The organism is Lacinutrix salivirga (genome assembly GCF_053604675.1).
In genome coordinates this window covers 20,049-46,307 of the sequence record NZ_JBSHNP010000042.1, presented here as the reverse complement: position 1 = coordinate 46,307, position 26,259 = coordinate 20,049, and the positions used below count along the sequence as shown (strand labels likewise).

At 31.4% G+C, this 26,259-nt stretch carries 34 protein-coding genes and 1 tRNA gene; 17 read left to right on the top strand and 18 right to left on the bottom strand.

Going from position 1 to position 26,259, the window contains the following annotated elements:
* Window positions 1-58 precede the first annotated feature (58 nt).
* Genes scpA through ACVC5O_RS01295 form a run of 7 tightly spaced genes read right to left on the bottom strand, consistent with a single transcriptional unit; the run spans window position 59 to window position 6,823 of the window.
* Entirely contained in the window at window positions 59-2,179 is a 2,121-nt protein-coding gene (scpA, locus tag ACVC5O_RS01325; protein WP_452219658.1) for a methylmalonyl-CoA mutase, read from the bottom strand.
* Window positions 2,180-2,187: 8 nt separating this feature from the next.
* Complete coding sequence (locus ACVC5O_RS01320) at window positions 2,188-2,901, bottom strand: hypothetical protein (RefSeq protein WP_452219657.1); 714 nt, start codon at window positions 2,899-2,901, stop codon at window positions 2,188-2,190.
* A gap of 22 nt (window positions 2,902-2,923) precedes the next feature.
* Entirely contained in the window at window positions 2,924-4,291 is a 1,368-nt protein-coding gene (locus tag ACVC5O_RS01315) for a methylmalonyl-CoA mutase subunit beta (protein ID WP_452219656.1), read from the bottom strand.
* The gene (locus ACVC5O_RS01310; RefSeq protein ID WP_452219672.1) at window positions 4,284-4,547 is read right to left on the bottom strand and encodes an FtsB family cell division protein; all 264 of its coding nucleotides are present in this window, start codon (window positions 4,545-4,547) and stop codon (window positions 4,284-4,286) included. Before ACVC5O_RS01310 ends, ACVC5O_RS01315 begins: the two co-directional genes overlap by 8 nt.
* Before the next feature lie 38 nt (window positions 4,548-4,585).
* Window positions 4,586-5,194: a uridine kinase gene (gene udk, locus ACVC5O_RS01305; RefSeq protein WP_452219655.1), complete on the bottom strand. Its 609-nt coding sequence runs from the start codon at window positions 5,192-5,194 to the stop codon at window positions 4,586-4,588.
* 49 nt (window positions 5,195-5,243) lie between these two features.
* The gene (locus ACVC5O_RS01300; protein WP_452219654.1) at window positions 5,244-5,690 is read right to left on the bottom strand and encodes a c-type cytochrome; all 447 of its coding nucleotides are present in this window, start codon (window positions 5,688-5,690) and stop codon (window positions 5,244-5,246) included.
* Window positions 5,690-6,823, bottom strand: coding sequence for a PQQ-dependent sugar dehydrogenase (locus tag ACVC5O_RS01295; protein ID WP_452219653.1), 1,134 nt, complete (start codon window positions 6,821-6,823; stop codon window positions 5,690-5,692). The genes ACVC5O_RS01300 and ACVC5O_RS01295 overlap by 1 nt, the downstream gene beginning before the upstream one ends.
* A gap of 108 nt (window positions 6,824-6,931) precedes the next feature.
* Between ACVC5O_RS01295 and ACVC5O_RS01290 the strand changes: the two genes are divergently transcribed.
* A tRNA-Pro gene (locus ACVC5O_RS01290) sits at window positions 6,932-7,006 on the top strand.
* Between the two features lie 194 nt (window positions 7,007-7,200).
* The gene (locus ACVC5O_RS01285) at window positions 7,201-8,397 is read left to right on the top strand and encodes a hypothetical protein (RefSeq protein ID WP_452219652.1); all 1,197 of its coding nucleotides are present in this window, start codon (window positions 7,201-7,203) and stop codon (window positions 8,395-8,397) included.
* An 81-nt stretch (window positions 8,398-8,478) separates the two neighbouring features.
* Here ACVC5O_RS01285 and ACVC5O_RS01280 read toward each other — a convergent pair whose 3' ends face one another.
* Entirely contained in the window at window positions 8,479-8,631 is a 153-nt protein-coding gene (locus tag ACVC5O_RS01280) for a hypothetical protein (RefSeq protein ID WP_452219651.1), read from the bottom strand.
* 14 nt (window positions 8,632-8,645) lie between these two features.
* The gene (locus tag ACVC5O_RS01275) at window positions 8,646-10,010 is read right to left on the bottom strand and encodes an NAD-dependent succinate-semialdehyde dehydrogenase (protein ID WP_452219650.1); all 1,365 of its coding nucleotides are present in this window, start codon (window positions 10,008-10,010) and stop codon (window positions 8,646-8,648) included.
* Window positions 10,011-10,208: 198 nt separating this feature from the next.
* On the opposite strand from ACVC5O_RS01275, the gene ACVC5O_RS01270 reads away from it, so the two are divergent.
* Genes ACVC5O_RS01270 through ACVC5O_RS01260 form a run of 3 tightly spaced genes read left to right on the top strand, consistent with a single transcriptional unit; the run spans window position 10,209 to window position 11,097 of the window.
* A complete protein-coding gene (locus ACVC5O_RS01270; RefSeq protein ID WP_452219649.1) occupies window positions 10,209-10,541 on the top strand; it encodes a YtxH domain-containing protein in 333 nt (110 codons plus the stop codon).
* Between the two features lie 3 nt (window positions 10,542-10,544).
* Window positions 10,545-10,892: a hypothetical protein gene (locus ACVC5O_RS01265; protein ID WP_452219648.1), complete on the top strand. Its 348-nt coding sequence runs from the start codon at window positions 10,545-10,547 to the stop codon at window positions 10,890-10,892.
* Between the two features lie 4 nt (window positions 10,893-10,896).
* Complete coding sequence (locus tag ACVC5O_RS01260) at window positions 10,897-11,097, top strand: DUF6327 family protein (RefSeq protein WP_452219647.1); 201 nt, start codon at window positions 10,897-10,899, stop codon at window positions 11,095-11,097.
* A gap of 66 nt (window positions 11,098-11,163) precedes the next feature.
* On the opposite strand, the gene ACVC5O_RS01255 is transcribed toward ACVC5O_RS01260, so the two are convergent.
* A complete protein-coding gene (locus tag ACVC5O_RS01255; protein WP_452219646.1) occupies window positions 11,164-12,198 on the bottom strand; it encodes a helix-turn-helix domain-containing protein in 1,035 nt (344 codons plus the stop codon).
* 152 nt (window positions 12,199-12,350) lie between these two features.
* Here ACVC5O_RS01255 and ACVC5O_RS01250 point away from each other — a divergent pair, with 152 nt between their 5' ends.
* The 7 genes from ACVC5O_RS01250 (at window position 12,351) to ACVC5O_RS01220 (ending at window position 16,223) form a co-directional block, all read left to right on the top strand.
* Window positions 12,351-12,785 carry a hemerythrin domain-containing protein gene (locus ACVC5O_RS01250; RefSeq protein WP_452219645.1) on the top strand — a complete coding sequence of 145 codons (435 nt, stop codon included), beginning with the start codon at window positions 12,351-12,353 and terminating at the stop codon, window positions 12,783-12,785.
* Window positions 12,786-12,799: 14 nt separating this feature from the next.
* Window positions 12,800-13,879, top strand: coding sequence for a DNA topoisomerase IB (locus tag ACVC5O_RS01245; RefSeq protein ID WP_452219644.1), 1,080 nt, complete (start codon window positions 12,800-12,802; stop codon window positions 13,877-13,879).
* Window positions 13,880-14,063: 184 nt separating this feature from the next.
* Complete coding sequence (locus ACVC5O_RS01240; RefSeq protein ID WP_452219643.1) at window positions 14,064-14,513, top strand: ferritin-like domain-containing protein; 450 nt, start codon at window positions 14,064-14,066, stop codon at window positions 14,511-14,513.
* Window positions 14,514-14,663: 150 nt separating this feature from the next.
* A complete protein-coding gene (locus ACVC5O_RS01235) occupies window positions 14,664-15,338 on the top strand; it encodes an SOS response-associated peptidase family protein (RefSeq protein ID WP_452219642.1) in 675 nt (224 codons plus the stop codon).
* A gap of 134 nt (window positions 15,339-15,472) precedes the next feature.
* Window positions 15,473-15,634, top strand: a complete 162-nt coding sequence (locus ACVC5O_RS01230; protein WP_452219641.1) for a DUF1328 domain-containing protein — start codon at window positions 15,473-15,475, stop codon at window positions 15,632-15,634.
* A 42-nt stretch (window positions 15,635-15,676) separates the two neighbouring features.
* Window positions 15,677-15,814 (top strand): hypothetical protein, encoded by a 138-nt coding sequence (locus ACVC5O_RS01225; RefSeq protein WP_452219640.1) that lies wholly within the window; start codon window positions 15,677-15,679, stop codon window positions 15,812-15,814.
* 94 nt (window positions 15,815-15,908) lie between these two features.
* Complete coding sequence (locus ACVC5O_RS01220) at window positions 15,909-16,223, top strand: hypothetical protein (RefSeq protein ID WP_452219639.1); 315 nt, start codon at window positions 15,909-15,911, stop codon at window positions 16,221-16,223.
* On the opposite strand, the gene ACVC5O_RS01215 is transcribed toward ACVC5O_RS01220, so the two are convergent.
* Entirely contained in the window at window positions 16,220-16,612 is a 393-nt protein-coding gene (locus ACVC5O_RS01215; protein ID WP_452219638.1) for an arsenate reductase family protein, read from the bottom strand. The two genes, ACVC5O_RS01220 and ACVC5O_RS01215, sit on opposite strands and share 4 nt — an antisense overlap.
* Before the next feature lie 221 nt (window positions 16,613-16,833).
* Between ACVC5O_RS01215 and trxB the strand changes: the two genes are divergently transcribed.
* The gene (trxB, locus tag ACVC5O_RS01210; protein WP_452219637.1) at window positions 16,834-17,817 is read left to right on the top strand and encodes a thioredoxin-disulfide reductase; all 984 of its coding nucleotides are present in this window, start codon (window positions 16,834-16,836) and stop codon (window positions 17,815-17,817) included.
* 140 nt (window positions 17,818-17,957) lie between these two features.
* Here trxB and ACVC5O_RS01205 read toward each other — a convergent pair whose 3' ends face one another.
* From ACVC5O_RS01205 to ACVC5O_RS01185, 5 genes are all read right to left on the bottom strand, one after another.
* Window positions 17,958-18,782 (bottom strand): GIN domain-containing protein, encoded by an 825-nt coding sequence (locus ACVC5O_RS01205; RefSeq protein WP_452219636.1) that lies wholly within the window; start codon window positions 18,780-18,782, stop codon window positions 17,958-17,960.
* 176 nt (window positions 18,783-18,958) lie between these two features.
* Complete coding sequence (locus ACVC5O_RS01200; protein ID WP_452219635.1) at window positions 18,959-20,851, bottom strand: PspC domain-containing protein; 1,893 nt, start codon at window positions 20,849-20,851, stop codon at window positions 18,959-18,961.
* The gene (locus ACVC5O_RS01195) at window positions 20,844-21,188 is read right to left on the bottom strand and encodes a PadR family transcriptional regulator (protein WP_452219634.1); all 345 of its coding nucleotides are present in this window, start codon (window positions 21,186-21,188) and stop codon (window positions 20,844-20,846) included. Before ACVC5O_RS01195 ends, ACVC5O_RS01200 begins: the two co-directional genes overlap by 8 nt.
* A 60-nt stretch (window positions 21,189-21,248) precedes the next feature.
* Window positions 21,249-21,698, bottom strand: a complete 450-nt coding sequence (locus ACVC5O_RS01190) for a nuclear transport factor 2 family protein (RefSeq protein ID WP_452219633.1) — start codon at window positions 21,696-21,698, stop codon at window positions 21,249-21,251.
* Window position 21,699: 1 nt separating this feature from the next.
* Window positions 21,700-22,146, bottom strand: coding sequence for a DUF4870 domain-containing protein (locus ACVC5O_RS01185; protein ID WP_452219632.1), 447 nt, complete (start codon window positions 22,144-22,146; stop codon window positions 21,700-21,702).
* A gap of 144 nt (window positions 22,147-22,290) precedes the next feature.
* Here ACVC5O_RS01185 and ACVC5O_RS01180 point away from each other — a divergent pair, with 144 nt between their 5' ends.
* The 3 genes from ACVC5O_RS01180 (at window position 22,291) to ACVC5O_RS01170 (ending at window position 24,087) form a co-directional block, all read left to right on the top strand.
* Window positions 22,291-22,746: a DUF4442 domain-containing protein gene (locus ACVC5O_RS01180; protein WP_452219631.1), complete on the top strand. Its 456-nt coding sequence runs from the start codon at window positions 22,291-22,293 to the stop codon at window positions 22,744-22,746.
* A 196-nt stretch (window positions 22,747-22,942) separates the two neighbouring features.
* Window positions 22,943-23,740 carry a TIGR00266 family protein gene (locus ACVC5O_RS01175; RefSeq protein ID WP_452219630.1) on the top strand — a complete coding sequence of 266 codons (798 nt, stop codon included), beginning with the start codon at window positions 22,943-22,945 and terminating at the stop codon, window positions 23,738-23,740.
* Between the two features lie 149 nt (window positions 23,741-23,889).
* On the top strand, window positions 23,890-24,087 hold the full coding sequence (locus tag ACVC5O_RS01170; protein ID WP_452219629.1) for a hypothetical protein: 198 nt from the start codon (window positions 23,890-23,892) through the stop codon (window positions 24,085-24,087).
* Window positions 24,088-24,303: 216 nt separating this feature from the next.
* On the opposite strand, the gene ACVC5O_RS01165 is transcribed toward ACVC5O_RS01170, so the two are convergent.
* The gene (locus tag ACVC5O_RS01165; protein WP_452219628.1) at window positions 24,304-25,119 is read right to left on the bottom strand and encodes a DNA alkylation repair protein; all 816 of its coding nucleotides are present in this window, start codon (window positions 25,117-25,119) and stop codon (window positions 24,304-24,306) included.
* On the bottom strand, window positions 25,113-25,736 hold the full coding sequence (locus tag ACVC5O_RS01160; RefSeq protein ID WP_452219627.1) for an FMN-dependent NADH-azoreductase: 624 nt from the start codon (window positions 25,734-25,736) through the stop codon (window positions 25,113-25,115). The genes ACVC5O_RS01165 and ACVC5O_RS01160 overlap by 7 nt, the downstream gene beginning before the upstream one ends.
* 95 nt (window positions 25,737-25,831) lie before the next feature.
* Here ACVC5O_RS01160 and ACVC5O_RS01155 point away from each other — a divergent pair, with 95 nt between their 5' ends.
* Window positions 25,832-26,170 carry a winged helix-turn-helix transcriptional regulator gene (locus ACVC5O_RS01155; protein ID WP_452219626.1) on the top strand — a complete coding sequence of 113 codons (339 nt, stop codon included), beginning with the start codon at window positions 25,832-25,834 and terminating at the stop codon, window positions 26,168-26,170.
* Window positions 26,171-26,259 lie beyond the last annotated feature (89 nt).

Below are 26,259 nucleotides of genomic sequence, written 5' to 3'. Positions count from 1 at the left end.
AAAACATTTAATAATTTTAGAAACGATGAATTTTGATACCAAGATTTGATAAAATAATTTAATCAATCAAAATCTCCAAAATAGTAATTGCAGCATCGCTAATTTTTGTTCCAGGACCAAACACAGCAACAGCTCCAGCGTCGAACAAATACTGGTAGTCTTGTTTTGGGATTACGCCACCAACAATAACCATAATGTCTTCTCTGCCATAGTTTTTAAGTTCTTGGATTACTTGTGGTACTAAAGTTTTGTGACCAGCAGCTAATGAGGAGACTCCAAGAATATGCACATCGTTTTCTACAGCTTGTTTTGCGGCTTCTTGTGGTGTTTGGAAAAGTGGACCAATATCGACGTCAAAACCAACATCTGCATAACCTGTTGCAACTACTTTTGCGCCACGATCGTGACCATCTTGTCCCATTTTAGCAATCATTATACGTGGCCTGCGACCATCTTGCTCTGCAAATTGATCTGCCAATTGTTTTGCTTTTGCAAAAGAGGTATCGTTTTTAATTTCTTTACTATACACGCCAGAAAAGGATTTAATTTGTGCTTTATAACGTCCAAACTCAGCTTCCAATGCATCACTAATTTCGCCAAGAGTTGCACGTTCGCGAGCAGCTATTACAGCTAAAGCTAATAAATTATTTTCACCTGTCTTTGCAGCTTCTGTTAAATTTGCTAAAGCTTGGATTACTTGTTTAGTATTTCGTTCTGCTTTTATTTTGTTTAAGCTTTCTATTTGTTGGTTTCTAACCGTTTGATTATCGACTTCTAAGGTTGAAATCGCAGCTTCTTCCTCTAAAACATATTTATTAACACCAACAATAATATCTTGACTAGAATCTATACGTGCTTGTTTACGAGCTGCAGCTTCTTCAATTCTAATTTTTGGGATTCCAGCTTCAATAGCTTTGGTCATACCTCCAAGTTCCTCAACCTCTTCGATTAAAGACCATGCTTTTTGAGCTATATCGTGTGTTAGTTTTTCTACATAATAACTTCCAGCCCAAGGATCTACTGTTTTTGTTATGTGAGTTTCTTCTTGTAAAAATATTTGTGTGTTTCTTGCAATACGTGCAGAGAAATCTGTTGGTAATGCAATGGCTTCATCTAGTGCATTAGTATGTAAACTTTGTGTGCCACCAAAGGCAGCAGCAGCAGCTTCAATGGTTGTTCGTGCTACGTTATTAAAAGGGTCTTGCTCTGTTAAACTCCAACCAGAGGTTTGGCAATGCGTACGTAAGGCTAACGATTTTGGGTTTTTAGGATTAAACTGTTTTACCAGTTTTGCCCATAACATACGTGCTGCACGAAGTTTAGCAATTTCCATAAAATGGTTCATGCCAATAGCCCAGAAAAAGGAAAGGCGAGGTGCAAAGGTATCAATATCCATTCCTGCATCTAAGCCTTTGCGGATGTACTCTAATCCATCTGCTAAAGTATATGCTAACTCAATATCGCAAGTGGCACCAGCTTCTTGCATGTGGTAGCCAGAAATACTTATGCTGTTAAACTTTGGCATATTTTTGCTGGTAAATTCAAAAATATCCGAAATAATCCTCATGGATGGAGTAGGAGGATAGATGTAGGTGTTACGCACCATAAACTCCTTTAAAATATCGTTTTGGATGGTTCCTGCCAGTAATTCTGGTTGTACACCTTGTTCTTCTGCTGCAACAATATAAAAGGCCATAATTGGTAAAACGGCTCCATTCATAGTCATGGAAACACTCATTTTATCTAAGGGAATCTGGTCGAAAAGCACTTTCATGTCTTCTACAGTATCTATAGCAACACCTGCTTTACCAACATCTCCAACAACACGTTCGTGGTCTGAATCGTAACCTCTATGCGTTGCCAAATCGAAAGCCACAGAGAGTCCTTTTTGTCCTGCAGCTAAGTTACGTCTGTAAAATGCATTACTTTCTTCTGCTGTACTAAATCCTGCATATTGTCGAATTGTCCAAGGTCTGCGAACATACATCGTAGAGTAAGGACCTCTTAAATAAGGCGCAATACCAGCTACAAAACCCAAATGCTCTGTGTGTTCTAAATCGGTTTTAGAATAGGTGGATTTAATAGAAATCCCTTCTGCAGTTATATTGCTTTTAGGTGCAGTTTTTGGTAAATCTAAATTAGTATCTAAGGTTATATGTTGAAGGTTTTTTCTAGCCATTAGTAAAATTAATCGTGGTTATGTCCTGCGTGCTCGTCTTTAACTTGTTGTTTTTGTTTAGGAGTTGTTTTATTTGGTGTATTAAAATTTACATTGTTATTAGCTGGTTTTGCTGGAGTAGTTTCCTTTTTAGAAAAATCTATATTAGAAAAATCGACCTCATATAATTTTGCATAATAAAACTCTAAAGCAATATATGTTTTTAAGGCTTCGTCCTTAGCAATTAGGCTTGCTTTACTTCTTAGAGGTTGTCCCATTAATGTAGGACTTAAAAAATTAGTACTATATAAGGCGTTAAACGTAGTTTTAATAGATGGGTTATTAATTGTATTTGCAATACAATCTATAAGTGGACTATTATAATTTATATTACTATTTGCTCCTTTTAAATTCCATAAGCTATTCTCTTTTTGTAGTGCTTTAAACACTTTATAGGTGTGCTCAGAAACTACAGTTTCGTATTTTACTCTATTACCTAAAGCACTAGTCATAAATACAGAGTAAGCTCTTATTAAATTTGGGTTGTTTTTAGTGTAGTTGTTTAATATATCTTCTTCAAAGGCATAGACAGCTTCATTTAATAATTTAGAATTTACGTTTTCACAATTTACAATTGCAGGTTTATCAGCAAATTTATAATCAAATTTATTAGCATCGTTTTTACAGCTAGATAAAGAAATTACTAAGGTTAAAAGACTGATTTTAAAAATTGTTTTAATCATGGTTTTAAAAATTTGTTAATTATTATTCGGTTTTTAATCTGTTTTGTTCTACTATTTCTGCGAGCCTTTTTTCAATAATTGGCTCAATTAAAGTCTTACGAGGTTTTATTTTTACAAAAGGGAACAGTTCTAACTCACTAGCCATTTTATCGTTTGTATTGGGATGTTTGTTAGTTCCTAACAGCACCAATTCGGCAGTATCAAATTGATGTTGTTCTTTTGCAGCACTTTCTTTTATTTTTTTCTGAATTTTCCCTTCTTTTAACTGTTGAAGGAATCCTCCATTATCCTCAATGGTTTTAAAAAGGTCGAGTGCTTTTTGGCTGAGCTGTTGTGTAAGCGATTCTATATAATAACTTCCTTCGGAAGCATTTTCTACATAATCGAAGTAGCTTTCGTTTTTTAAAATTAATAATTGATTACGTGCAATGCGCTCTCCAAACTCGTTGGTTTTATGGTAAATAGCATCGTAAGCAGTATTGCTAATGGTATTGGCACCACCAAGAATTGCACTCATACATTCGGTTGTGGTACGAAGCATATTTGTGTTGTAATCGTAAAGTGTTTTATTACGTTTTGTAGGTTGGGCAAAAACAAAACAGTTTGGATTCACATTATACTCCAAAGCAAGCGTTCTCCAAAGCATGCGAAGTGCTCTTAGCTTAGCTATTTCGAAAAAATAATTAGTGCCAACTGCAACATTAAACGTTACTTTTAAACTTTCTTTTTCAGATTGAGAAAGTAGAGTGTTACAATGGTTTAAATACTCGTTAGCATGTGCTAACGCATAGCCTAATTGTTGCACAATAGTTGCACCTGCATTTTGGTAAGTTGTAGTATTTATGCTTAACTGGTTGGTTAGTTTTATACTACTTTCTAATGTATTATGGTCTTCTGTTAAATTAGTAAACCAATTTCCTTCTTTAGCAAGATGTCCAATGCTATCAATATTAATTTTGCAGGTAGAAAGGTCTATTAATGCTTTGAGCTTGGTAAATGTATTAGCGTCTAAAGTCTCAAAGTCGAAATGTAGAGGTGTTTTACTACTGTCAATATTTTTAAGTAAAACCTCAACATTTATCGCTTTGTTAGCAATTATAAATTTAATGCTATCTGCACCTCTATTAATAGCATCAATTGCATTGGCATTAGATTTCTCGGCATTGGCTACATAAATTGTTTGGCAAATAGACCAGCCATTTGCTGGTATTGTATTTAGGTTTTGATCTTTAAAATCGTCGCTATGATAAAATGGTTTAACGTTAATATCTTCGTTAGTATTCCAAATTAGCGTATTATTATAATCTGCACCTTTTAAATCGGCTTGGATTTTTTGTTTCCATTGTTTTGCAGAAACAGAGCCGAAATCGTTAAATAATGTTTTACTCATTGGTTTCTGTTTTTAAACTGTCTTCATATTCAATAATGTAGATATCTTCATTGTCTTTTTTCATGTAATACTCCTCACGTGCAAGTTTCTCTATCCCTTCTTCATTATTGAGTTTTTTCATTTCTTTAAGATCTTTTTCTATTTCTTTTTTATAGTATTCTTTTTCATTTTCAATATCTTCAATTTCATTATTTAATTCATTGTGTATAAGCCAGGAATTGCTGTCGCCAAACAGCATCCATATTACAAATACCACAAGTATGACTATATATATGTTTTTAAAATATTTGAGCACTAGCTTAATTTTTCGTTTATAATAGTTCTTACTATATCAACTGCAACTGTGTTGTATTTGTTGTTAGGTATTATTAAATCTGCATACTCTTTCATTGGCTCAATAAATTGTTGATGCATGGGTTTTAATGTGTTTTGATACCTCGTTAACACTTCATTTATATCTCTACCACGCTCTGCTATATCTCTTTTTATACGTCGTATTAAACGCTCGTCGCTATCTGCGTGAACAAATATTTTGATATCGAACATATCGCGAATTTTAGGTTTACTTAGTATAAGTATGCCTTCCACAATCATAACGTGTTTTGGGTGTGTTGTAATGGTTTCTTTAGTTCTGTTATGATCTACAAACGAATATACAGGCTGTTCTATGCTTTTTCCCGCTTTTAAATCGGTTAAATGCGATCTTAATAATTTAAAATCTATTGATTTTGGGTGATCAAAATTAATAGTAACGCGTTCTTCGTAGGAGAGGTGAGTAGTATCTTTATAATAGGAGTCTTGCGATATTACACCAACTTCGCCATCTGGTAACTCGTTCATTATTTGCTCTACAACTGTTGTTTTTCCACAACCTGTTCCTCCTGCGATTCCTATAATTAGCATAAATACGTTTTAAGATTTTAATGACAAATTTAATTAATTATAAGAAGTTTTAGGGTTCTATTTTTGAAACTTCTTCTTCAGTTATTAACTGCTCATTTTTATTTCCCCAAGTATTTGTAATGTAGTTCATTACATTGGCAACTTCTTTGTCGGAAAGTCCCAATGGAGCCATTGGAGTTGAGTATTTAATATTATTTACCGTAATTTCTTCAGAAAGCCCATATTTAATAGCTTTGATACTCTTCGTTCTATTATTAAATAAATAATCTGATTGCGCTAAAGGCGGAAACACCTTCTCTACACCTTTTCCATTTGGTAAGTGACATGTAACACACAAATCGTCATAAATTAGCTTTCCGGATTTATAAGTTTGAGTGTTTTTTATATTAATATTTTTTGCTGAAGCATTTGAATTTGTTACCGAATTATTTTCTTTCTTTTGAGTATTACAAGAGAATATTAATATTGAAAGTAATGTAAAAAAGACATATTTCATTATTCTGAAGGGCTTAAAAGTTTAACAATGCCTAAATTTTCTATACCAATATAAATATATCCATCTGGACCTTGAACAATGGAGCGCACTCTACCCAAACCATCTAGTAAGCGTTCTTCTTTAACCACTTTACCATTAGAAAGGTAACAATTATCTACATATTGAAATTTAAGAGATCCAACCAACAGGTTCCCTTTCCAATTAGGATATTTATCGCTGGTAATAAATGCCATTCCGCTAGGTGCTATTGAAGGGTCCCAATAATGAACAGGCTGTTCCATACCAGGTTTAGAGGTTTTGTCTGTAATTTTTGTACCACTATAATTTACGCCATAGGTGATAATTGGCCAGCCATAATTAGCTCCTTTTTTTACACTATTAATTTCGTCACCACCTTTTGGACCATGCTCGTGGATCCAAACAGCTCTCGTCTCTGGGTGAATAGCCATGCCTTGCGGATTACGATGACCATAAGAAAAGATTGCCTTTTTTGCGTTTTTTTTATTTACAAAAGGATTGTCTTTTGGTAGTGTACCATCATCATTTAAGCGATAAATTTTACCTCCATCTTTTGTGATGTCTTGAGGGTTTGCGTCTCGATCTCCTCGATCTCCAATCGAAAAATACAAATAGCCATCATCGTCAAACACAATTCTAGAACCAAAGTGTATCCCTCTTGTAGTGTTTGGTGAAGCTTTGTATAAAATTTCTTTTTCTACCAGTTTGTTGTCTTTTAGTTTTGCACGCATTAAAGCAGTATGACCTCCATTTTCTTTACCTTCTTTAGAAGAATACGTTAAGTATATCCAACCATTTTGTGCATAATTAGGATGCAATTTAATATCTAATAGACCGCCTTGACCACGATTATATACTTTTGGGACTTCACCAATTTCAGTTTTTTTATTATTTTTAAAATGAATAATCTTGCCTTCTTTTTCATTAATAAGTATTGAGTTATCTGGCAAAAAGACAAAACCCCAAGGATTGACTAAATCTTCTACTATGAGTTGGTGTTCTTGCTGTTTGTTAGCGTTTTTTGGAGTCGTATTTTTTGCAATATTTTTTTCTTGTTTACAAGAGAGTGCAACAAACAAGAACAATACAAAAAGTAATGGTTTAGAAAGTTTCATAGCTATAAAAATTAAACTTTAAATTTAATAATAAAAAGCCTCTTATTTTAAAGAAAAGCTATATATTTGCACCTCGATTTTGAGGTTATATATAATAATTTCATTTTTCGGGGTGTAGCGTAGCCCGGTTATCGCGCCACGTTTGGGACGTGGAGGCCGCAGGTTCGAATCCTGCCACCCCGACTTTAAAGCTTCAGCATTTGCTGAAGCTTTTTTTATACACTCTATTTTACTTTTATTTTATAGCAACACTTTATGTTTAGTTTTCAGTGTTAATAATTATATTATGACTAATACTATTTATTATTTATAGTTAACCTTTTTGTTTTTTTTGTATTAATAAAAACATTAACTACTTAATCCATAAATATTTTAATATGAAAACATGTATCCTTGTACTATTTAGTGTAGTATTTTTAAAGTCTTGCAATGCTCAACAACCGGAAACTATTTTACCTAAAATTGAAAATTATACCAGAGGTGAACTAGAAATTAAAGTAGCACCTTTTGGTTTAGATAGCCTAATCTCAATAGGTAAGGTTACTGCAAATGGAGCAATACATTTTAACTTTCCGGATACTCATTTAGGCACAACTGATGAAACGCAATTTTATACGACACAAAAAATAGGTAGAGCTATAGGTATGCATGTTTGTCATGATAAACTTATTGAAGATCAAACAGAAGAGGTTACTGCTCTTGAGGTGAAAAATATTTTTCTTTATAAATATGGACAACAAGTAGGTGCTTTGTTTTCGGCAACTCAAGATGAAGCTAATCGAAATGAGTTTAGTCTTGGTAGTAAATTATCGTTAGTGCTTAGTAGTGGAGAAGGTAAATTTAAAGCTACGTGCACTGTATATGAAGACGATACGTCAGGAAATGGCGAAGTAGATAAAAATAATCTTCGTAATAAAACTAGTTATAATATTAACCTGAAAAAAGGATGGAATTTTGTAGAACATAAACTGGTTAAAACCAAGGAACTTGAAGATGATAGAGGAAAATATAAAAGACGTTTAATTGAAGAAAAATTATCCATAGATAAAATACCAACCACTATGAATTGGTATATTGACTATTGGGCTAATGATGCTAGTTTAGAAATTGAACAAGATCTTATTGTTAAAACTCCAATTACAAAATCGCAATACCAAGATTGGCTACCAACGACATTAGGGGAATTAAAACGAACAGACTATGAAATTGGAAAAAAGTTAGAGCGCGTACCAACATTAAATAATATAGAGCTACTTTTTGAAAAAGGGACTAAAAACGCAAAAGTGACAATTGTTGATTGTGCGAGTAATATACAATCTGCAAAAATGTTCACTCTTACGCAAGAAATGGCAAATACTATTTGGAAAGATAAAACAGATACTGGTTATAGAGGGATATTAAAACTAGAAAATACTGGTGTAATTGTAGAATATAACGATAGCGAAGTAAAGACGTTAATGAGTTATACAACTAATGGTCGGTTTTTAGTAAAAGCTGAAGCAGAAAATATTAAACCTGAAGAATTATGGGAACTTTTAAAAACTATAGAAATTGAGAATTTAATAGAAAAATAAAACTATTGAGTAAAAATTGTGTTGTTAATTTATGAAAACCATAGAAAAAATGCTCAGTTTAAAACTGAGCATTTTTATTAATTAAAACCATTTAAAGACGAGTCCTGAGACTATTACTGCAATGGTGCATATCACTAATGCAATAACAACAAATTTAGTGACGTTTTTAGTGGTTTTGTCTTTTTGTAAAATGTAATCGTTTCGGTCTTCGTGTTCTTCTTTTATTAAACTCATAGATTGTTATTTATTTATTTATTAATATATACTGTTTTTGTGTTTACAAATTCGTGGATACCTTCTATAGACAATTCTCTGCCATAACCTGAAGCTTTTGTACCTCCAAAAGGTAATCTTGGATCAGACTTTACCATTTCGTTTATAAAAAAGGCACCATCTGGTATTTTAGATATGCTGTTTATTGCAGTTTCAATATCTTCTGTAAACAGCATTGTCCCTAAACCAAATCGGGAATCTGTCGCTAATTCTAGAGCTTCCTCTAAATCTTTTACTTTAAAAATTGGTGCAACAGGACCAAAAGTTTCTTCTTTAAACACTGCCATATCTTTGGTAACATTGGTTAATATAGTGGGTTCAAAATAAGCTTTCTCTCTAGTGTTACCTATAACTACTTTTGCGCCTTTATTTATAGCATCATCTACTTGTTTTTGTAAATCTTCTGCAAGGTCTTCTCTAGCCAATGTAGAGATATTTGTGTCCTTATGTGTTGGGTCACCATATTTTAATGCATTTACTTTTGAGGTAAATTGTTCCAGAAAAGTATCATAAATAGTCTCAGTAACTATAAATCGTTTTGCTGCAATGCAACTTTGTCCTGTATTTTGCATTCTTGCTTTAACCATAGTATCTAAATACTTGTCTAAATTGGCATCATCTAAAACAATACATGCATTGTTTCCGCCTAATTCTAAAACAGATTTTTTTAAATGCTCACCAGCTACTTTAGCAATACTTTTTCCTGCTTTTTCGCTTCCTGTTAAGGATACGGCTTTAATACTATCATCTTTTATAATAGTTTCAATAACCTCATGACTTGTTATTAATGTTTGGAAACAGCCTTTAGGATAACCAGCATCTTCAAAAACGTCTTGTAAAGCAATGGCACAACCTGTAACATTAGAGGCGTGTTTTAAAACTGCTGTATTTCCTGCAGTAAGTGTAGGTGCTACAAAACGGAGTACTTGCCAAAAAGGATAGTTCCAAGGCATTACTGCTAATATAACGCCTAAGGGATCGTAACTAATAAAGCTTTCTTTAGCATCGGTTTCTATAATTTCGTCTGCTAAAAACTCTTCAGCATTTACAGCGTAAAAATCGCACAAGAAAATACATTTATTTATTTCTGCTATGCTTTCTTCAATAGGTTTTCCCATTTCATTTGTAATAAGCATGCTTAACTCATCAATACGTTGCTCTAGTATGTTTCCTACATTACTAAGTAGTTGAGCTCTATAATTAATATCTTCTTCTTTCCAAGTTTTAAAAACTGTGTTTGCTTTTTTTAGTTTAGAAAATACTTCGGCTTTATCATTTAATGTATAAGTTTCTATTACTTTTTGGTTATAAGGGTTTATAGATTGTATTGTTTTTGACATATAATAAGTTTATAATTTTACACTACTAAAATAATTTTAACTTAAAGAATAGCTTAACTACTTTACTAAAAATCTTAACGTTATCACAAATTTTTTTTGAGGTAAACTTTATTTGATTTGAGTTAAGAAGCACAAGGCTTTGGTTGTATCTTTACATTAATCAAAAAAGAATGTTTAACAAATTAAAACAACAAAATTATGAGTAATTCAAACAATACATTATTAGGAATATTAGCAGGTACAGCAATTGGAGCTACTTTAGGTATTTTATTTGCGCCAGATAAAGGAGTAAATACTAGACAACGAATTTCTGACGAAGCTTTAGCTACTAAAGATAAGTTAGCAGAAACTGCAATAGATTTAAAAGATAGAGTGGTTTCTACAGCATCTACAAAAAAACAAACTTTAGACGAGCAAGTAGATTCTATTGTGACTAGTGCAAGTTATAAAGCTGAAGATTTAATTACTACTTTAGAAAAAAAGCTTAAAGATTTAAAAGATAGAAATAAGAAATTACAAAAATCGTCATAATATATGAGCATTTTTGAATCTTTAAATAACACTACAGATAAAGCCACAGATTTAGGTGATAAGTATGTAAAGACTTCTCATGATTATCTGAAACTAAAAGCTTTTCAGCAATTATCTCTATCTATTAGTATGATTGTTAAGCTTTTTGCAATTGGAAGTTTAGTGTTTTTAGGTTTAATTTTTTTAGCTATATCTAGTGCGATAGCTATAGGTAATGCATTAGAAAGTTTTACACTTGGATGCTTAATAGTAGCTTTGATTTTTATTATATGCGCTGTTATAGTTTACTTTTTGAGAAAGCATATAGACAAAAAAATTATAAGAAAAATTTCAATTAAATTTTTTAATTAACAGTATGAAAACTTACAATTCCTTTGATGATATAGATGCCGATTTAAAACGATTAAATCTTGAGCGACAAATAGCTTGGGAGGAGCTAAAATTGGTGAAAGAAGAATTTAAAGAAGATCTTAGTCCGTTAAACTGGGTAAGTTCTGCTTTAAGAGCAGTTGGTAAAATGGGAGGATTTATGCTACTGAAAAAGATTATAAGATAGATTTTCAAATTAGTGATTAATAGCTAAAAAAAATCATTTGCAATAGGTTGCAAATGATTTTTTTTATTAAAACTCTTCGTCAATAGTTACTACTATTTGTTTTTTAAATTCGTTTGGTGTTATACCATATTTGTTTTTAAAAATCTTAGAAAAATAACTTCTGCTTGTAAAGCCTATAGAATAAACAATTTGAGAAATGTTTAAGTTAGAATTATTCATTAATTCTCTCGCTTTTTCTAATCTTACGTGTCTAATATATTCAGTTACTGTTCTTGCAAATAAATATTTAAAACCTTCTTGCAATTTTGCTTGAGACAAACCAGAGCTTTTTGAAAGCTCCTCTAGTGAGTAGTTATCCGAAGGTGTTTTTACTATTTTTTTGCCTAATCTTTTTATTTTTTTAAGTTCCGATTTTAATAATGGAATCTCTAATACTTCTGCTTTATCATATTTGTTGTAAAGCTCAATATGCATAGAAAGTAATTGGTACAATTCACCTTCCGCTTTAAGCAACCTAATCATGCCTTTGGTCTTTATATCTTGTAATGCTTTAACATGATCTGCCATTTTAAGGCTAATAGGACCATAATATGCAAATCTATTATCGTGTTGTTTATCTACAAAAACATCATATAATTTTTGGTTAAGCATATTAGCAATATTAATTCTTTTGTTTAAGAATTCTTTTCTAATAATTCTAATCGAATTTAGTTCGATATGGACACCTTCAGGAAAAAAGAAATTATGAGAAATATCGCTGTTACATGTGCCAATAAAGGAATGAAACTGCTCTATTGTTGTGTATTCCTTTTGATCACTAAATTTATGTTCAAAAGAGCCATTAAGTGAATAGGTAAACAGTAACGGGTTAAAATGAGAAGGATCTGTTGTAACTTGTGTGTCTTGGAAAAAAATTAGATTATATTCTATAAAACTAACGCCCCAATCAAAAACCATTAGTCTAATACAGCCTTTTGCAAAATCATTGTCTAAGGTTAATAAGGTTTCTCCCCAATTTTGTGTGATATCTCCACCAAGATGTTTTTTAAACTCTTTAATAGTATCTATACTATTTTCAGCATTAATTTTAATAACCTTCATTTAATACGCACAATTGTTTTAAACTTTATATATAAATCTTAAAGTAAAGATAGTTTAAATAAGTGGAAAACAGTTAATATTATTTTCGATAGGGTTACTTCACCTTTTTTATAATAATTAGCTTTGATTAATAACTACTAAAATTTATAATTATGACTATTTTCGAAGCCATCCGTAAGGATCATGACACACAAAGAGACTTGTTAAAAAAACTGGTTAATACCTCTGGAGACACAAAAGAGAGAGATGAGATTTTTAAAGCAGTAAAAAAAGAGCTAGAAGTACATGCAGATGCCGAAGAAAGACATTTTTACAAACCACTTATAAGTAATGATATGATGCAAGATAAAGCTAGACATGGCATTGCAGAACATCATGAAATTGATGAATTAATTGAGCAGTTAGAAGAAACAAATTACGACTCTTCTGCATGGTTAAAAATAGCAAAAGACTTACAGGATAAAGTAGAGCATCATTTAGAGGACGAAGAACATAAGTTTTTTCAATTGGCAGGCAAAGTCTTTACCAATACTCAAAAACAAGACCTTTCTACGGCTTACCAAGAACACATGAAAGCTAATTTATAATTATTATTATTAGCATGAACTCAACTGCAAAATCATTTTACACTCAAATTATTCAGCACCCAGAACAGGTTATTGAACAGTTTGACTTAGTTTATGTTAATGATAAGCAACTAGATATAAAACGAGTTAATGTAAACAATAAATATGTTTACAATTTAAAAGGAAAACCTATTACAAATGCTAAAGATTTAGAGCGAATTAAAAATTTAGTAATTCCACCAGCTTGGCAAAATGTAAGAGTAACCTCTTTAAGAAACGGTCATTTACAGGCCATAGGTAGAGATAAAAAAGCAAGAAAACAATATAAATACCACACCAAGTGGAGCAAAATAAGAAACCAAACAAAATTTTATAAAATGGTTTTGTTTGGTATTCACTTACCAAAAATCCGAAAAAAAATAGATCAGGATATTAAACAAAAACAATGGACTAAAACCAAAGTTTTAGCCTTAATTATACATTTATTAGAAGAAACTCATATACGTATTGGCAATGCCTATTACGCTAAAAAAAACGAAACTTATGGACTAACTACATTGCGTTCTAAACATGTAGATGTTTTTAAAGATAAAATTAAATTTGAATTTGTAGGCAAACGTGGTAAAGACCACAAGGTAACAATAAGAAATAAAAAACTTATTAAGCTGGTTAATAAAATCGAAGAAATCCCTGGATGGGAGTTGTTTAAATATTACGATGAATTTGGAAATAAGCAAACAGTAGATAGCAGTTTGGTTAACGAGTATTTACATACTATTAGTGGAGAATTATTTACAGCAAAAGATTTTAGAACCTGGTCTGCATCTTTAATTTGTTTTGAGAATTTAAAGGAATATGGTGTTGTAAAAGATGAAAAAACTATTAATAAAAATATAGTCTCTGCAATAACAGAAGCTTCAAAAGCATTAGGGAACACCAAAAATGTTTGCAGAAAATATTATATCCATCCTATAATTACAGAGTCTTATAAAAATTGCAATTTAGATACTAATTTTAAAGAGGCCATTTCCATAAAAAGTCGCAATAAACACTTAACACATTCTGAGGCAGGATTACTTTCTTTACTTTCCAAATTCAAACCTCAATTTAGCTAAATTAAGTTAAATAGTTCTTAATTAATTAAATGAGTCAACATCAGTTTTAACTGCGCTAATCCCTCTTATTTATTAGTCTTATCTTTATATTAAACAAGTAAATGATGCAATATCATTACAGTTTAGATATTAACCAACATGTATCTTTAAATAAAATGTTGCCAATTAAAAATAACATATAAATATGAGTACTTACACAGACAAACTAGGAAACAGATTAAACGCATTATTAGAAAAAAATTATGATGCAGAAAAAGGATATAAAAAAGCTGCAGAAAACGCAAAACACCAAGGCTTAAAAAACTTTTTTAATAAGAAAGCACAAGAACGCTATAATTTTGGCCACGAGTTAAAGACCGAGATAAAGTCTTTTGGACAAGAAGTTGATAAAGGCGGAAGCTTAACAGGAAAAGCGCACAGAGCTTGGATGGACGTAAAAGCTGCTTTATCCTCAGATAATGATGAGTCAATGTTGGAAGAAGCAATTAGAGGAGAAAAAGCATCAGTTGAGGAATACAATGAAGTTATTGGAGAAACAGAATTACCTTTAACCACTAAAAACGTATTGGTAAATCACAAAAACACAATAGAAAGTGAATTAAATACTATTAAACGTTTAGAGGATTTAGCATAAAATTCTTCAAAATAAAAACTTAGATAATTTTAAAAAAGGAAATGTTATTATAACATTTCCTTTTTTGTGTTAAAGTTGAAAAAAGCACACATTTTTATCAAAACCACTAACAATTATCCTCACTTATGCGTTTCTTTAAAATAAAAAGAGATGTTTTATAAATTAAGAAATACTGCAAGTTTAGACCAAATAGAACAAGAGTTTAATAAGCCATTTGTATATCCTAAATTATATAAACCTGCTAAAGTAATTAACGGTTTAGTGGAAAGTTCGCTACCAATAATATCAATAGAACAACCAGAAGTTATAGAGTTTTCAATTTGGGGATTATTGCCAGTTAATTTTGAAGATAATTGGGAAATTTTTCAGAATATATCCAACACATTAAACATAAATATTAGTGGTGTTAATGAAGACGATCCATTTGTTGCAGAAGCATTAAATAAACGACGATGCTTAGTTGTTGTTACTGGTTTTTTTACAACTTATATACAAAATGGTAAATTACAATCTTTTCATGTATATAAACCTAATAAAAAACCATTTTGTGTTGCAGGCGTTTATAACGAATTGTCAGATGGATTTAAAACCTGCTCTATTTTAATTAAGCCAATTACTAAAGAGAATAAAAATTTTATACCAAGTTTTTCTAAAACAAAACCTTTAATAATTAAGAAAAAATGTTTTGATTATTGGCTAGACAAAAACAACTCGTTTTCAGACTTAAAAACCATAATTCAAGATTCTGATTTTTATAATTTTCAATCAGAGCCAATAGACCAACAAGTATTGGGAAATCAATACTTATCTAATAATAAGGTGTAATTTAAAAAATCCTAAACTATATTTTAAAAGAGTTAATCTAAATTGTGATAAAGCAAAGGTAAACACTTTAAAATAGTGATATTTGAATAGTTGTGATGATGAGCATTACAACATTAACTTAAAACCAAAATAATATGTTACGTTACGCAATAATTTTTATCATTTTAGCCATAATTGCTGGAATCTTCGGATTTGGAGGAATAGCAGATGGAGCAGCTAGTATAGCAAAAATTCTATTTTTTGTATTTATAGTTTTATTCGTTATTTCTTTAGTTACTGGACGAAAAAAAATATAATTAAAACCCACCAAAAAAAACTAACACAAAAAAACTCACTTTATGAGAAAATTAATGTATTCAGCAATCATCGTATTTACAATGTCAGCGATGTTTACTAGCTGTAGAGAAGAAAAAAAGGATAGTGTAGAAGATGCTGTAGAAGATGTCGCAGACGATATTGAAGATGCAGTAGATTAAATCTATACTAATAATTTTAGTTAGTAGTTTTTAATAATCAGAAAAGGCAGTGTAATCTTAGATTTTACTGCCTTTTTACTTAAATAAACATAAAATGGAACATTCAAAACACGAAACAGAGTATTTAAAAAAACTAAAAGAGAAAGGCTATACCAGTAGTTTTAGGCTTGTTAATGGTCAATTAATAGAGTTGCACTCTAAAAAAGAATTTGCACCACAGCAAATAACTGTGGAAGACGAATTTAGGTTTGAAGGTATGAGTAACCCTTCAGACTTGTCAATTTTATATGCTATTACTACAGATTCTGGTTTAAAAGGAACTGTTTTAGCAAGTTATGGTCCTAAAGGCGATTTAGATATAGCAGAATTTTTTAATAATATACCAAAATCTAATTATAATACTAACTAGTTTACATCTGGTTTTTGAGGATCTAAACCAGCAGTATCAGGCTCTAAATACGATGCTATTGCAGAAGGTGTATTGATAGTGTAAAAAGCATTGTCTATCATTAGAATACACCCTTTTAAGGTTTCTGGACTATTAGTTAAAATTTTAATCCAATCGTCTTCATTTAAATTCACCTGTTCTCCTCCATAATTTTCTCTAAAATTTGGATGCTCTTGGTTTACAAGTTCAGAAAGTAAAACCCCTAAATTTTCAGCAATTTCAATCCATTGCGTACCTGTAAGCTTTGTTTTGGATAAATCTATAGCTAAAATGTCCTTTTTAGAGGAGTTTACATACGCTAAAGCTTGTTTACCTATAGAGTTTTTAGAATTGTAATATAATTTAATCATATTTTTATGTTTAGAAATTACTCCCATTTTAATTAATTTAGTGTTAAAAATAGTTAGTTAAACTTATATTGCTTAGCTCTTATAGTAGTAAAATTAACTCATTAAACTAAAATAATTAGCACATAAATTTTTTAAATGAAGTGATAATAAGTTTTAATAACATAAGCGTAAGGTTTTATCCAAAAATCCTACTTTTGTAATATAATTTAGAAACATACATTATGTCAGATACAATAGAAAAAGTAAAATGCCTAATTATAGGATCTGGACCAGCAGGTTATACTGCAGCCATTTATGCTGCAAGAGCAAATATGAAACCAGTTTTATACCAAGGAACACAACCAGGTGGACAATTAACTACAACTAACGAAGTTGAGAATTTCCCAGGATATCCTGATGGTGTTACAGGTCCAGAAATGATGATACAATTACAAAAACAAGCAGAACGTTTTGAGACAGATGTAAGAAACGGTTGGGTAACTAAAGTCGATTTTTCTGGAGAGGTACATAAAGTTTGGGTTAACGATACTAAAGAAATCCATTGCGATACTGTAATAATTTCTACAGGAGCAAGTGCAAAATATTTAGGTTTAGATTCTGAGCAAAAATATTTAAAACTTGGTGGAGGCGTTTCGGCGTGTGCAGTATGCGACGGTTTCTTTTATAAAAACCAAGAAGTTGTAATTGTTGGAGCAGGAGATAGTGCTTGTGAAGAGGCACATTACCTATCTAAACTATGTACAAAAGTAACTATGTTAGTAAGACGCGATGAGTTTAGAGCCTCTAAAATTATGGCAGCAAGAGTACAAAATACAGAGAATATTGAAATCTTGTTTAATACTGAAACCGAAGAAGTTTTAGGAGATGGACAAGTAGTTACAGGTGTTCGTGTAGTAAATAATAAAACTAACGAGAAGCATGAGATTCCTGCAACTGGGTTTTTTGTAGCCATTGGACATAAACCAAACACAGATATTTTTAAAGACTTTTTAGATTTAGATGAAACGGGTTACATTATTAATGCAAAACCAGGAACCTCTAAAACTAATGTTGATGGTGTGTTTGTGTCTGGTGATGCAGCAGACCACGTGTATAGACAAGCCATTACAGCAGCAGGAACAGGTTGTATGGCAGCTTTAGATGCAGAACGTTATTTAGCAGCTAAAGACTCTACTTTTGAGGTGAGTACATCTACTTATAATTAAATGAGACACAAAACTCAAAAGCTTAACGCATAGAGTAGTGCCAGTCAAATTTATTCCCACGTAAATTGCGATTTCAAAAATAATAAATCAAAAAGCCGAAGTTGGAAAACTTCGGCTTTTTTTTATGCGTTATAATACTATTATTTTTTCCTTAAAACAGCATTGTCTTCAAATTTACTTAAGGTGATTTTAGGCGAATCGTAAATGTAAATTTCAGAGTTTCCTTTGGCTTCAATTATTAATTCTTTTGTAGCTTTTATGTGGATATCTGCATTTAAATCAGAAAGTACTAACGCTTCTTCAACGCTAAAGTTTTCGCCTATAAATTTTGTGTTGTTATCTGTAACCAGTTTCATTTCTTTGCTATCACCTTCAATTTTAGCATCTGCTCTGCTTAGCATATCTGCATCTACCATATTGGCAGTTATTAGTGCTTTTAAATCGCTACTATCTGTTAGGTTTAAATTGGCAAAATCGGTTTCAATATTCAATTCGGCTTTAGCCTTTTCATTATTATTAATTATAAACTCATTACATTTTAAAGTTAAATAGGCTCTAGACGATCCTTTTAAATCTAAAGTTAAATTGTCTAATTGCAAGACTTCTGTATTTGTAATTTCGGCTTTGTCTTTAAGTTCGATAGTGCTTAATCCTTCAACAAAAACAACAGATATTGCCATTTTTTTGTGCGCTCTAATGTCTTTTAAAGTTTTAAATTTTAAAATGCTATCGGTAACTTCAAAAGTAATGACTTCGTGTAAATTATCATCGGCTTCAATTGTAATTAAAGGTGCTTCGCCTTGTATGAGATTAATTTCAAAATCATTATCTAAACTAATTTTTGTAAACGGAGTAATCTCTGTACTTTCTGTAGTGACGTTTCGGCTGCCTTTTATTTTTTCTTGCGCAAAACTTATAAAAAGTACGCCAACTAATAATAATGCTGTAAGTAATTGTTTTTTCATTTTTGTTAAATTGATTATAGCAAATGTAATGCAAAAACCATCCCAAACTTTAAAAAAGTTTAAGATGGTTAAATTCTGCAATTCTAAGAATTGTTAGACTACAATATCTATAATTAAAAATACTATAGCTTTGATTAGAGTGATCATGATTGATGAGTTTTTTGGTTGGTTAGTATTTAATCTTGGTTTTTATCTGCTGTAATTTCAATGCCTTTCTCGTCGTCTATAGTTACGTTTACTTTTTTAGACTTAGCCTTTACACCTTGGTCATTAATTATAATTTCCATATTTTGGTTACTAGCTTTTAATCCCTCGTCGTTAACTTTAAGTTTGGCATTGTCATTATTTAAGTTAATGTTTAGGTCGTAATCTTCATTAGCATCGTCATCGTCATCGTCATCGTTATCCTCTTCAGGACAGTCTAAGCATATTAATTTGCTTTTTTCAACTCGTAAATAATGTTCTTCCATACCATTATTTAAAATATCGTTGTATCGATAGGTGTCGTTTCTATGGTAATTATACGTGTTTTCATCGGCATACAACGTACTGCCTTCTGGTAAATAGAGTGTTACTTCTACTTTTTGATCTCGTGTTTTATCGTTTTTAGAGATTAAAAAGTGATTGTCTAATTCTAGGGTTTTGCCATTAAAAGTATAGTTGTAAATAATGTTTTCTGAGCGTTCTTTTGCACTATCAAACGAGCGTCCTCTTGCAGAACCTATAATTTTTAATTTTGCAACGCTATCTCTTGTGGTTTTTACAATAAGTCTAACGCCTTGCGAATACACAATTTGTTCTCCATTTTGGTTATAGCCTTTGTTAAAATTATGAAAGCTTCTGTTGAAATTCTCTGCATAGTAATCATTAGCTTTCATGGTTAACACAAGTGTGTCGTTAGCTTTAATAGCATTTAATTGTTCTGTTTTTACAACTGAAGCTTCTTCTTTATAACTTAATCCTTGTTTTACACCTAAAACCGATAATCCTATAATAGAAAGAATCCAAAGACCTAATAAGCTGTATTTTGCAACATTGCTTAACGACACTAAATTATTTACTAGAATTTTTAAGCCTAAATAAAATAGCATAAACGTTGGTATTGCAAACGCAAAGAATACTAATAGAATAACTAACCAAGGCGAAGCTCCTGTAAGATCAGATAGGTTTTCGAAAGGTGAACCAGGCAAATGCACTTTGTCTAATAGGTTGCCAGCAACTAAAGCTACAATCATTGCTATTAAAGCAATACCACTTGCAAACGTTAGGATAAAACCAATAAACTTTGCAAACAATTTTAAAAAGAACATTATAATATCTCCAATAGTATCGAAAAACGATTTACTGCTCGATTTAATTCTGTTGCCTTGTTTGTCAACATTTATGCGTTTTACAGAGTCTGATATAGAGCCAGAAACATTTTCAAAACCTTCTTTAAGTTTTTCGCCATGCTTAGACAGGTCGATATTGCTTACTTTATCCGAAACGTTTTCAAAGCCATCACGAATTTTTTTTTCGATGTTGCTAATGGTAACAGCTTCTCCAGTCATGGTAAGCTTATCTGCTGTTGTGGTTGCTTCTGGCACTAAAATCCACAATAAAATGTAGATAAAAATTCCTGTACCAGCTCCAAATATTAAAAGCACCCAAATTAAACGAATCCAAATAGCATCTATACCTAAATAGTGTCCTAATCCAGACGATACACCTCCAACATAAGAGTTATCTGTATCTCTAAATAGCTTTTTAGATTTGCTAGTAGAGGATTTGCTTTTGTAAACAGGTTCGTCTTCAAAAATCTCGTCGTCCACCAAATAATCTTCTGGTTGTCCCATTATGGTAATAACGTCATCGACTTCTTTAATTCCAATAACTTGTTTATCGTGTTTTATGCGCTCTGTAAATAATTCTGCAATACGAGCTTCTATATCCGAAATAATTTCCGAACGACCTTGAGAGTCTGTAAATGAACGTTTTATAGCCTCAAGATAGCGTTGCAATTTTAAGTATGCATCTTCATCGATATGAAAAAATATACCTGCTAAATTTATGTTGACTGTTTTATTCATTTTTAGTTGATTTTTGACGGGTTACTATATTTACTGCGTTTTGTAATTCACTCCAAGTGATGGTTAATTCTTTTAAAAATAATTGGCCAGTTTCGGTTAAACCATAATATTTTCTTGGAGGTCCTGAGGTGGATTCTTCCCATCTATAATTGAGAAGTCCAGCGTTTTTAAGTCGTGTTAATAAAGGATAAATTGTGCCTTCAACAACAAGAAGTTTTGCGTCTTTTAGCGTGTCCAGAATTTCTGCTACATAAGCATCATTGTCTTTTAGGACAGAGAGGATGCAGTATTCTAAAACACCTTTACGCATTTGTGCTTTTGTGTTTTCTATCTTCATAAACTGAGATTTTGTGATGTTAAACTGTTCATTTTTTGATTGATGTATTGATGATTTTTTTTAATGGTCGTAGCTCAATACACGAGCTATTTTCCATTCTTTATTGTCTAAAAGCCAAAGATGTGTAAATCTAGCTGTTGTATCTGCGAATTGATGCGATCCATGTTGCACTGCGCCATAAAGGATACCATTTTGGTAAAGCGGAAAAACGGTTAAGCTATTAGGAACTAAAACACGTTTGTTTTTAACGTTTCCAGAAGCACAAGGTCCATTGCTTACTACCATAAAAAAGGCTTCTTTTGAGGATTGAGCACCTCCTTTATCGTGATAAAATTCAAAATCCGAATGGATAAGTGTTTTCATCAATTCTAAATTGCATTTATTTAAACCTTCATTAAATAATAAGCTATCTTTTAAAGCTAAAGTTTTATGTAATTCTGAAGACTTTTCAACTTGAGAAAAGCTAGTAGAAGTTATAAGGAGTGCAAATAGTAGTGTGATAGATTTCATATTATTTTAAAAAATTTATAGTTAATGGATATTCGTAGATTTCGCCATCTCTAGCTTTTAAACTAGCTTTAATTATAAAAACGATTTCTATAATAAATCCTATAACAGCAAGACCACCAATTGCACCTCCAAAATAAAATAGAGGAGAAGGTTCGCTTATATTAAGGTGCAAACCATCAAAAGGTCTAAAATTTATAAAATCGAAACCTCTAAAAAACTTAAAAGCAAAAAACGGTACTGTTAATGCACCAATTATAAAAGAGTATAATAAAATACTTAATTGAAAATTTATAGCTTGTTTACCATGTGTGTCAATAAAACGAGATTTATCCTTATTTGTAATCCATAATACTAGAGGACCAATAAAATTTCCAAAAGGAATTATAAATCTAGAAAATGTAGAAAGATGCATAAATGTTGCAATGGTATTGTGGTTGTTGGTTTCCATATTTTAAAAGTATATAATAGTATCTTATACAAATATATGTCTTTAAAAAGGTATTATGTTACGCATAGTACTAAAAATTAACATATATTTAACAAATTGAGTTGTCATTTATTTTGTTAATTTTGAAAAAATTATAATCCTAAAATGAAGCTAACACCTAGAAAGATTAATACTTTCAACCTACTAAAATTACCTGCTGTTTTTTTTACAGGAGTTCGAGTAAAATCTATAACAAATGACACTTGTACAGTTTCTGTAAAACATAGGTGGATAAACCAGAATCCATTTAAATCTATGTTTTGGGCAGTACAAGGCATGGCTGCAGAACTAACAACTGGAGCTTTAATGCTTATGAAAATTAAAGAAAGTGGAAAAAATATTTCAATGCTTGTTGCTAATAATAATGCAACATTTACAAAAAAGGCCACAGGCAGAATTACATTTACTTGTACAGATGGGAATAAAATAGATGATGCGATTAGTAACGCTATAAAAACTGGCGAAGGACAAACCATTTGGATGCAATCTGTTGGAACTAATGCTGAAGGTGTACAAGTTTCTGAATTTAATTTTGAGTGGAGTATTAAAGTGAAAGCTTAAAAAGCGGAGAATTAGTTTTTATTTACAATTTCAGTTTCAGTCTCAGTCTCAGTCTCAGTCACAGTCATAGTCTCAGTAGATTGATAAAGCTAAGTATTCAGTTTTAACTTTAAATAGAAATATGTTTATATATTATGTAACAAAACATTAATGCAATCAACATATAATTAATAAACAACAAAATAAACTCAATATTATGACAGCACACGAAATTGATTATCGCATTTATGGAGAAGAAATGCAATATGTAGAAATAGAATTAGATCCCAATGAAGGTGTAATAGCAGAAGCAGGAAGCTTTATGATGATGGACGATGGCATTAAAATGGAAACTATTTTTGGTGATGGCTCTACTAAAAACAAAGGGTTTTTTGGCTCTATTTTAGGTGCAGGAAAACGAATACTTACTGGAGAAAGTTTATTTATGACAGCTTTTTATAACGATTTACAAGGTAAACGTAATGTGAGTTTTGCATCTCCTTATCCAGGAAAAATAATACCAATAGATTTAACACATTATCAAGGTAAATTTATTTGTCAGAAAGATGCATTTTTATGTGCTGCCAAAGGCGTTAGTGTAGGCGTGGAGTTTAGTAAAAAACTTGGACGTGGATTATTTGGTGGCGAAGGATTTATTATGCAAAAACTAGAAGGCGACGGAATGGCTTTTGTGCATGCTGGCGGAACAATCTCTAAAAAAACATTACAAGCAGGTCAAATATTACGTGTAGATACAGGTTGTATTGTTGGTTTTACGCAAGGTATAGATTACGATATAGAATTTATTGGAGGTATAAAAAACACTGTTTTTGGAGGCGAAGGCTTATTTTACGCCAAGCTTCAAGGTCCAGGAGATGTGTATATTCAATCGTTACCATTTAGCAGATTAGCAGGTCGTGTATTATCTAGTATTCCTAGAGGCGGAAATAGTAAAGGCGAAGGTAGTATTTTAGGAGGTTTAGGCGATTTATTAGATGGCGATAACAGGTTTTAGAAGTGGTTTTTAACGTTTTATTATGTGTTAAAATTTATGTTTTCTGAAAAAGTAATCCATTTTTTTAGTACATTTAAACGTAATAAAATAACAGTTCGCCTATTAAACACATCTACTTTTTTATTTTTAACTAAACCCTATAAAGTAATATGTCTAGAGCAATGTTTGAGTACACTAAAACTGTACTAAATAAAGTTAGTTTTGATACTACGTTGTTTTGTAAAGAAGTGCAAAAAGCGCTACAAAGGTTATTACCTTACGAAATTGAGGAATTGAAAATTTATATTCAATCTTTAGTAAAGCAAAACCCAGATTTAAATCAATGTTTAATTTATTTAAAACCTTAATAGGTATATATAGTAAAGAAGCGACTTTTTAGTCGCTTTTTTTGTGAGAATTAATTAAGAGGTGCGATTTTACGAGTTCATTTAACGTGTTTGTATTTGTTTTGTTGCGTGTTTCTAGCAATTAATTTAGTAAATAATTACCAACCAAGAAAGTAGACTGCACCCAAAAGTTTAGACAAATTTATAATTAACTTTATAAGGTGTTGTAGCCAGTTTTTATTTCACGATTGTTCTTAACGCTCGCTTTACTATTTTTTCCGTTTCGGCTGTTGGTGATTCTGATTTCCATTTTTTACAAAGTCCAATTACAAATTTAGGTTGCGATTTACTTGCGTCATTTAACCAATTCCCAACGCTGTCCTGAACGTATTTTGACTTGTCCGATTTTAATTGTTCTAAAATAGGTAATACTTGTTCGGGATTCTCTTTTATTTCCTCGATATGTTTGCACCAAACTCCTCTCGGTCTTGTTGATTCGGTTGTAAACCTTCTAATATTTTCGTCCGTGTCTTTAGTCCATTCGCTCAATATTTTGATTGATTCTATAAGATTTTTCTGGATTTCAGGTCTTAATGCAATCCAAACAATTTCTCTAACGCCAAAATGCTTGTCGGCAATCAACTTTCTCGATTGGTCAAGTTTTTCTGAAATAGTTAAGTCGCTATTTAAAGCGATTAAATAAGTAGCATAACATCTTATGGTGTCTGATTCGTGATTGCTTAAAAGTCCAATTGACGAAGCTAAAATTTTGGATTGGCGACAATATTCGTAAAGATGTTGTCCGATTAGTTTTATCGAAGCCATTGTCGAGGGTTTTTTCTGCTGTTCAATAGCTTTTGTGATATCATCAATGCAATCTTTCAAGCCTATTTTTTGGAAATTATTTTTAATCAATTCAGTTTGGTTTACCGCTAACCATTCTGTAAGATTGACTGTTTGAATTTTCCCCTCGTTGAGCAAATCCAAGACGTTTTTAGGGATGTCTTGTACTTTTCTCGCTCCTTTTCTATTTTTTATTTCTTCGCCTACCATATTTTAGCCAATTCCGATAACTGTTTTTTAGATTGTTCAAAGTTACTATTTTTCAATTCGTCCGTTCCAAAATCCTGTGCCTCTGTGTTTACAAAAGTAATGTCGGTTATTCCCATAAAATTGAGTAATGCTCTCAAATAATTTTCTTGAAAATCGAATGATTGAAGCACTTCTCCATTTTTGTAAGACATTGCACCTCTCGATGTTATTACCAATACTTTTTTACCACCTAAAAGTCCTTTCATTGCTCCGTTTTCGTCCAATGCAAATGTTCGTCCAACTCTTACAATATTGTCGATATAGGCTTTTAAAGTTGCCGAAATCGAGAAATTGTACATTGGCGATGCAATTATTATTTTGTCGCTATCAATCAGTTCATCTATTAACGTGTCTGAAGATGCAAGTACATTTTTCATTTCTTGCGTTCTGTTAGTTTCAGGCGTATAATTTGCTTTTATGAACTCGTCCGTTGGAAACTTTGGTGGGTTAATGCCAACATCTCTGATTTTTAATGAATATTCATTGTTTTTTTTTAGTTGTTCAAGGAAATATTCGGTTAACATTCTCGTCTTTGAATTCTGAATTCTTACGCTTGAGTCAATTCTTAATAATTTCATAAATTTGTAGTTTAAATTTCGTCAAATTTATGGTCTTGAAACAGAGCAATCAATACCGCATATTTTTGTCAGTATGGGATAAAAAAGTCAATATTATGGATACAAAGCAAATAGTAGTCAAAAATAAAATCTGTCCGTTGGAAAAAGCGGTAAACACGATTAGCGGAAAGTGGAAAATCCCTATTATTTGGCAAATTCACGAAGGCAAAAAAAGACCAAGCGAATTTTTAAGAGGAATTAACCAAGTCGATAGAAGAGTGTTAAATCAACATTTGAGCGAAATGATTTCAGATGGTTTATTGACGAAAAAATCTTTCAACGAATTACCTCCAAGAGTTGAGTATCAATTAACGGATTTGGGTCAAAAATTGGTCGATGTTCTATGGAAATTGAACGATTGGGGAAAATTGCTTGTTGATAAGGACGAAAGTTGATTTAAATTGGCTACCAATTTGCTCATGATATTAAACGTTTTTAATTGTTTCTAGCGATTTTTAAGTTTAGAAACACACCAAACTATAGT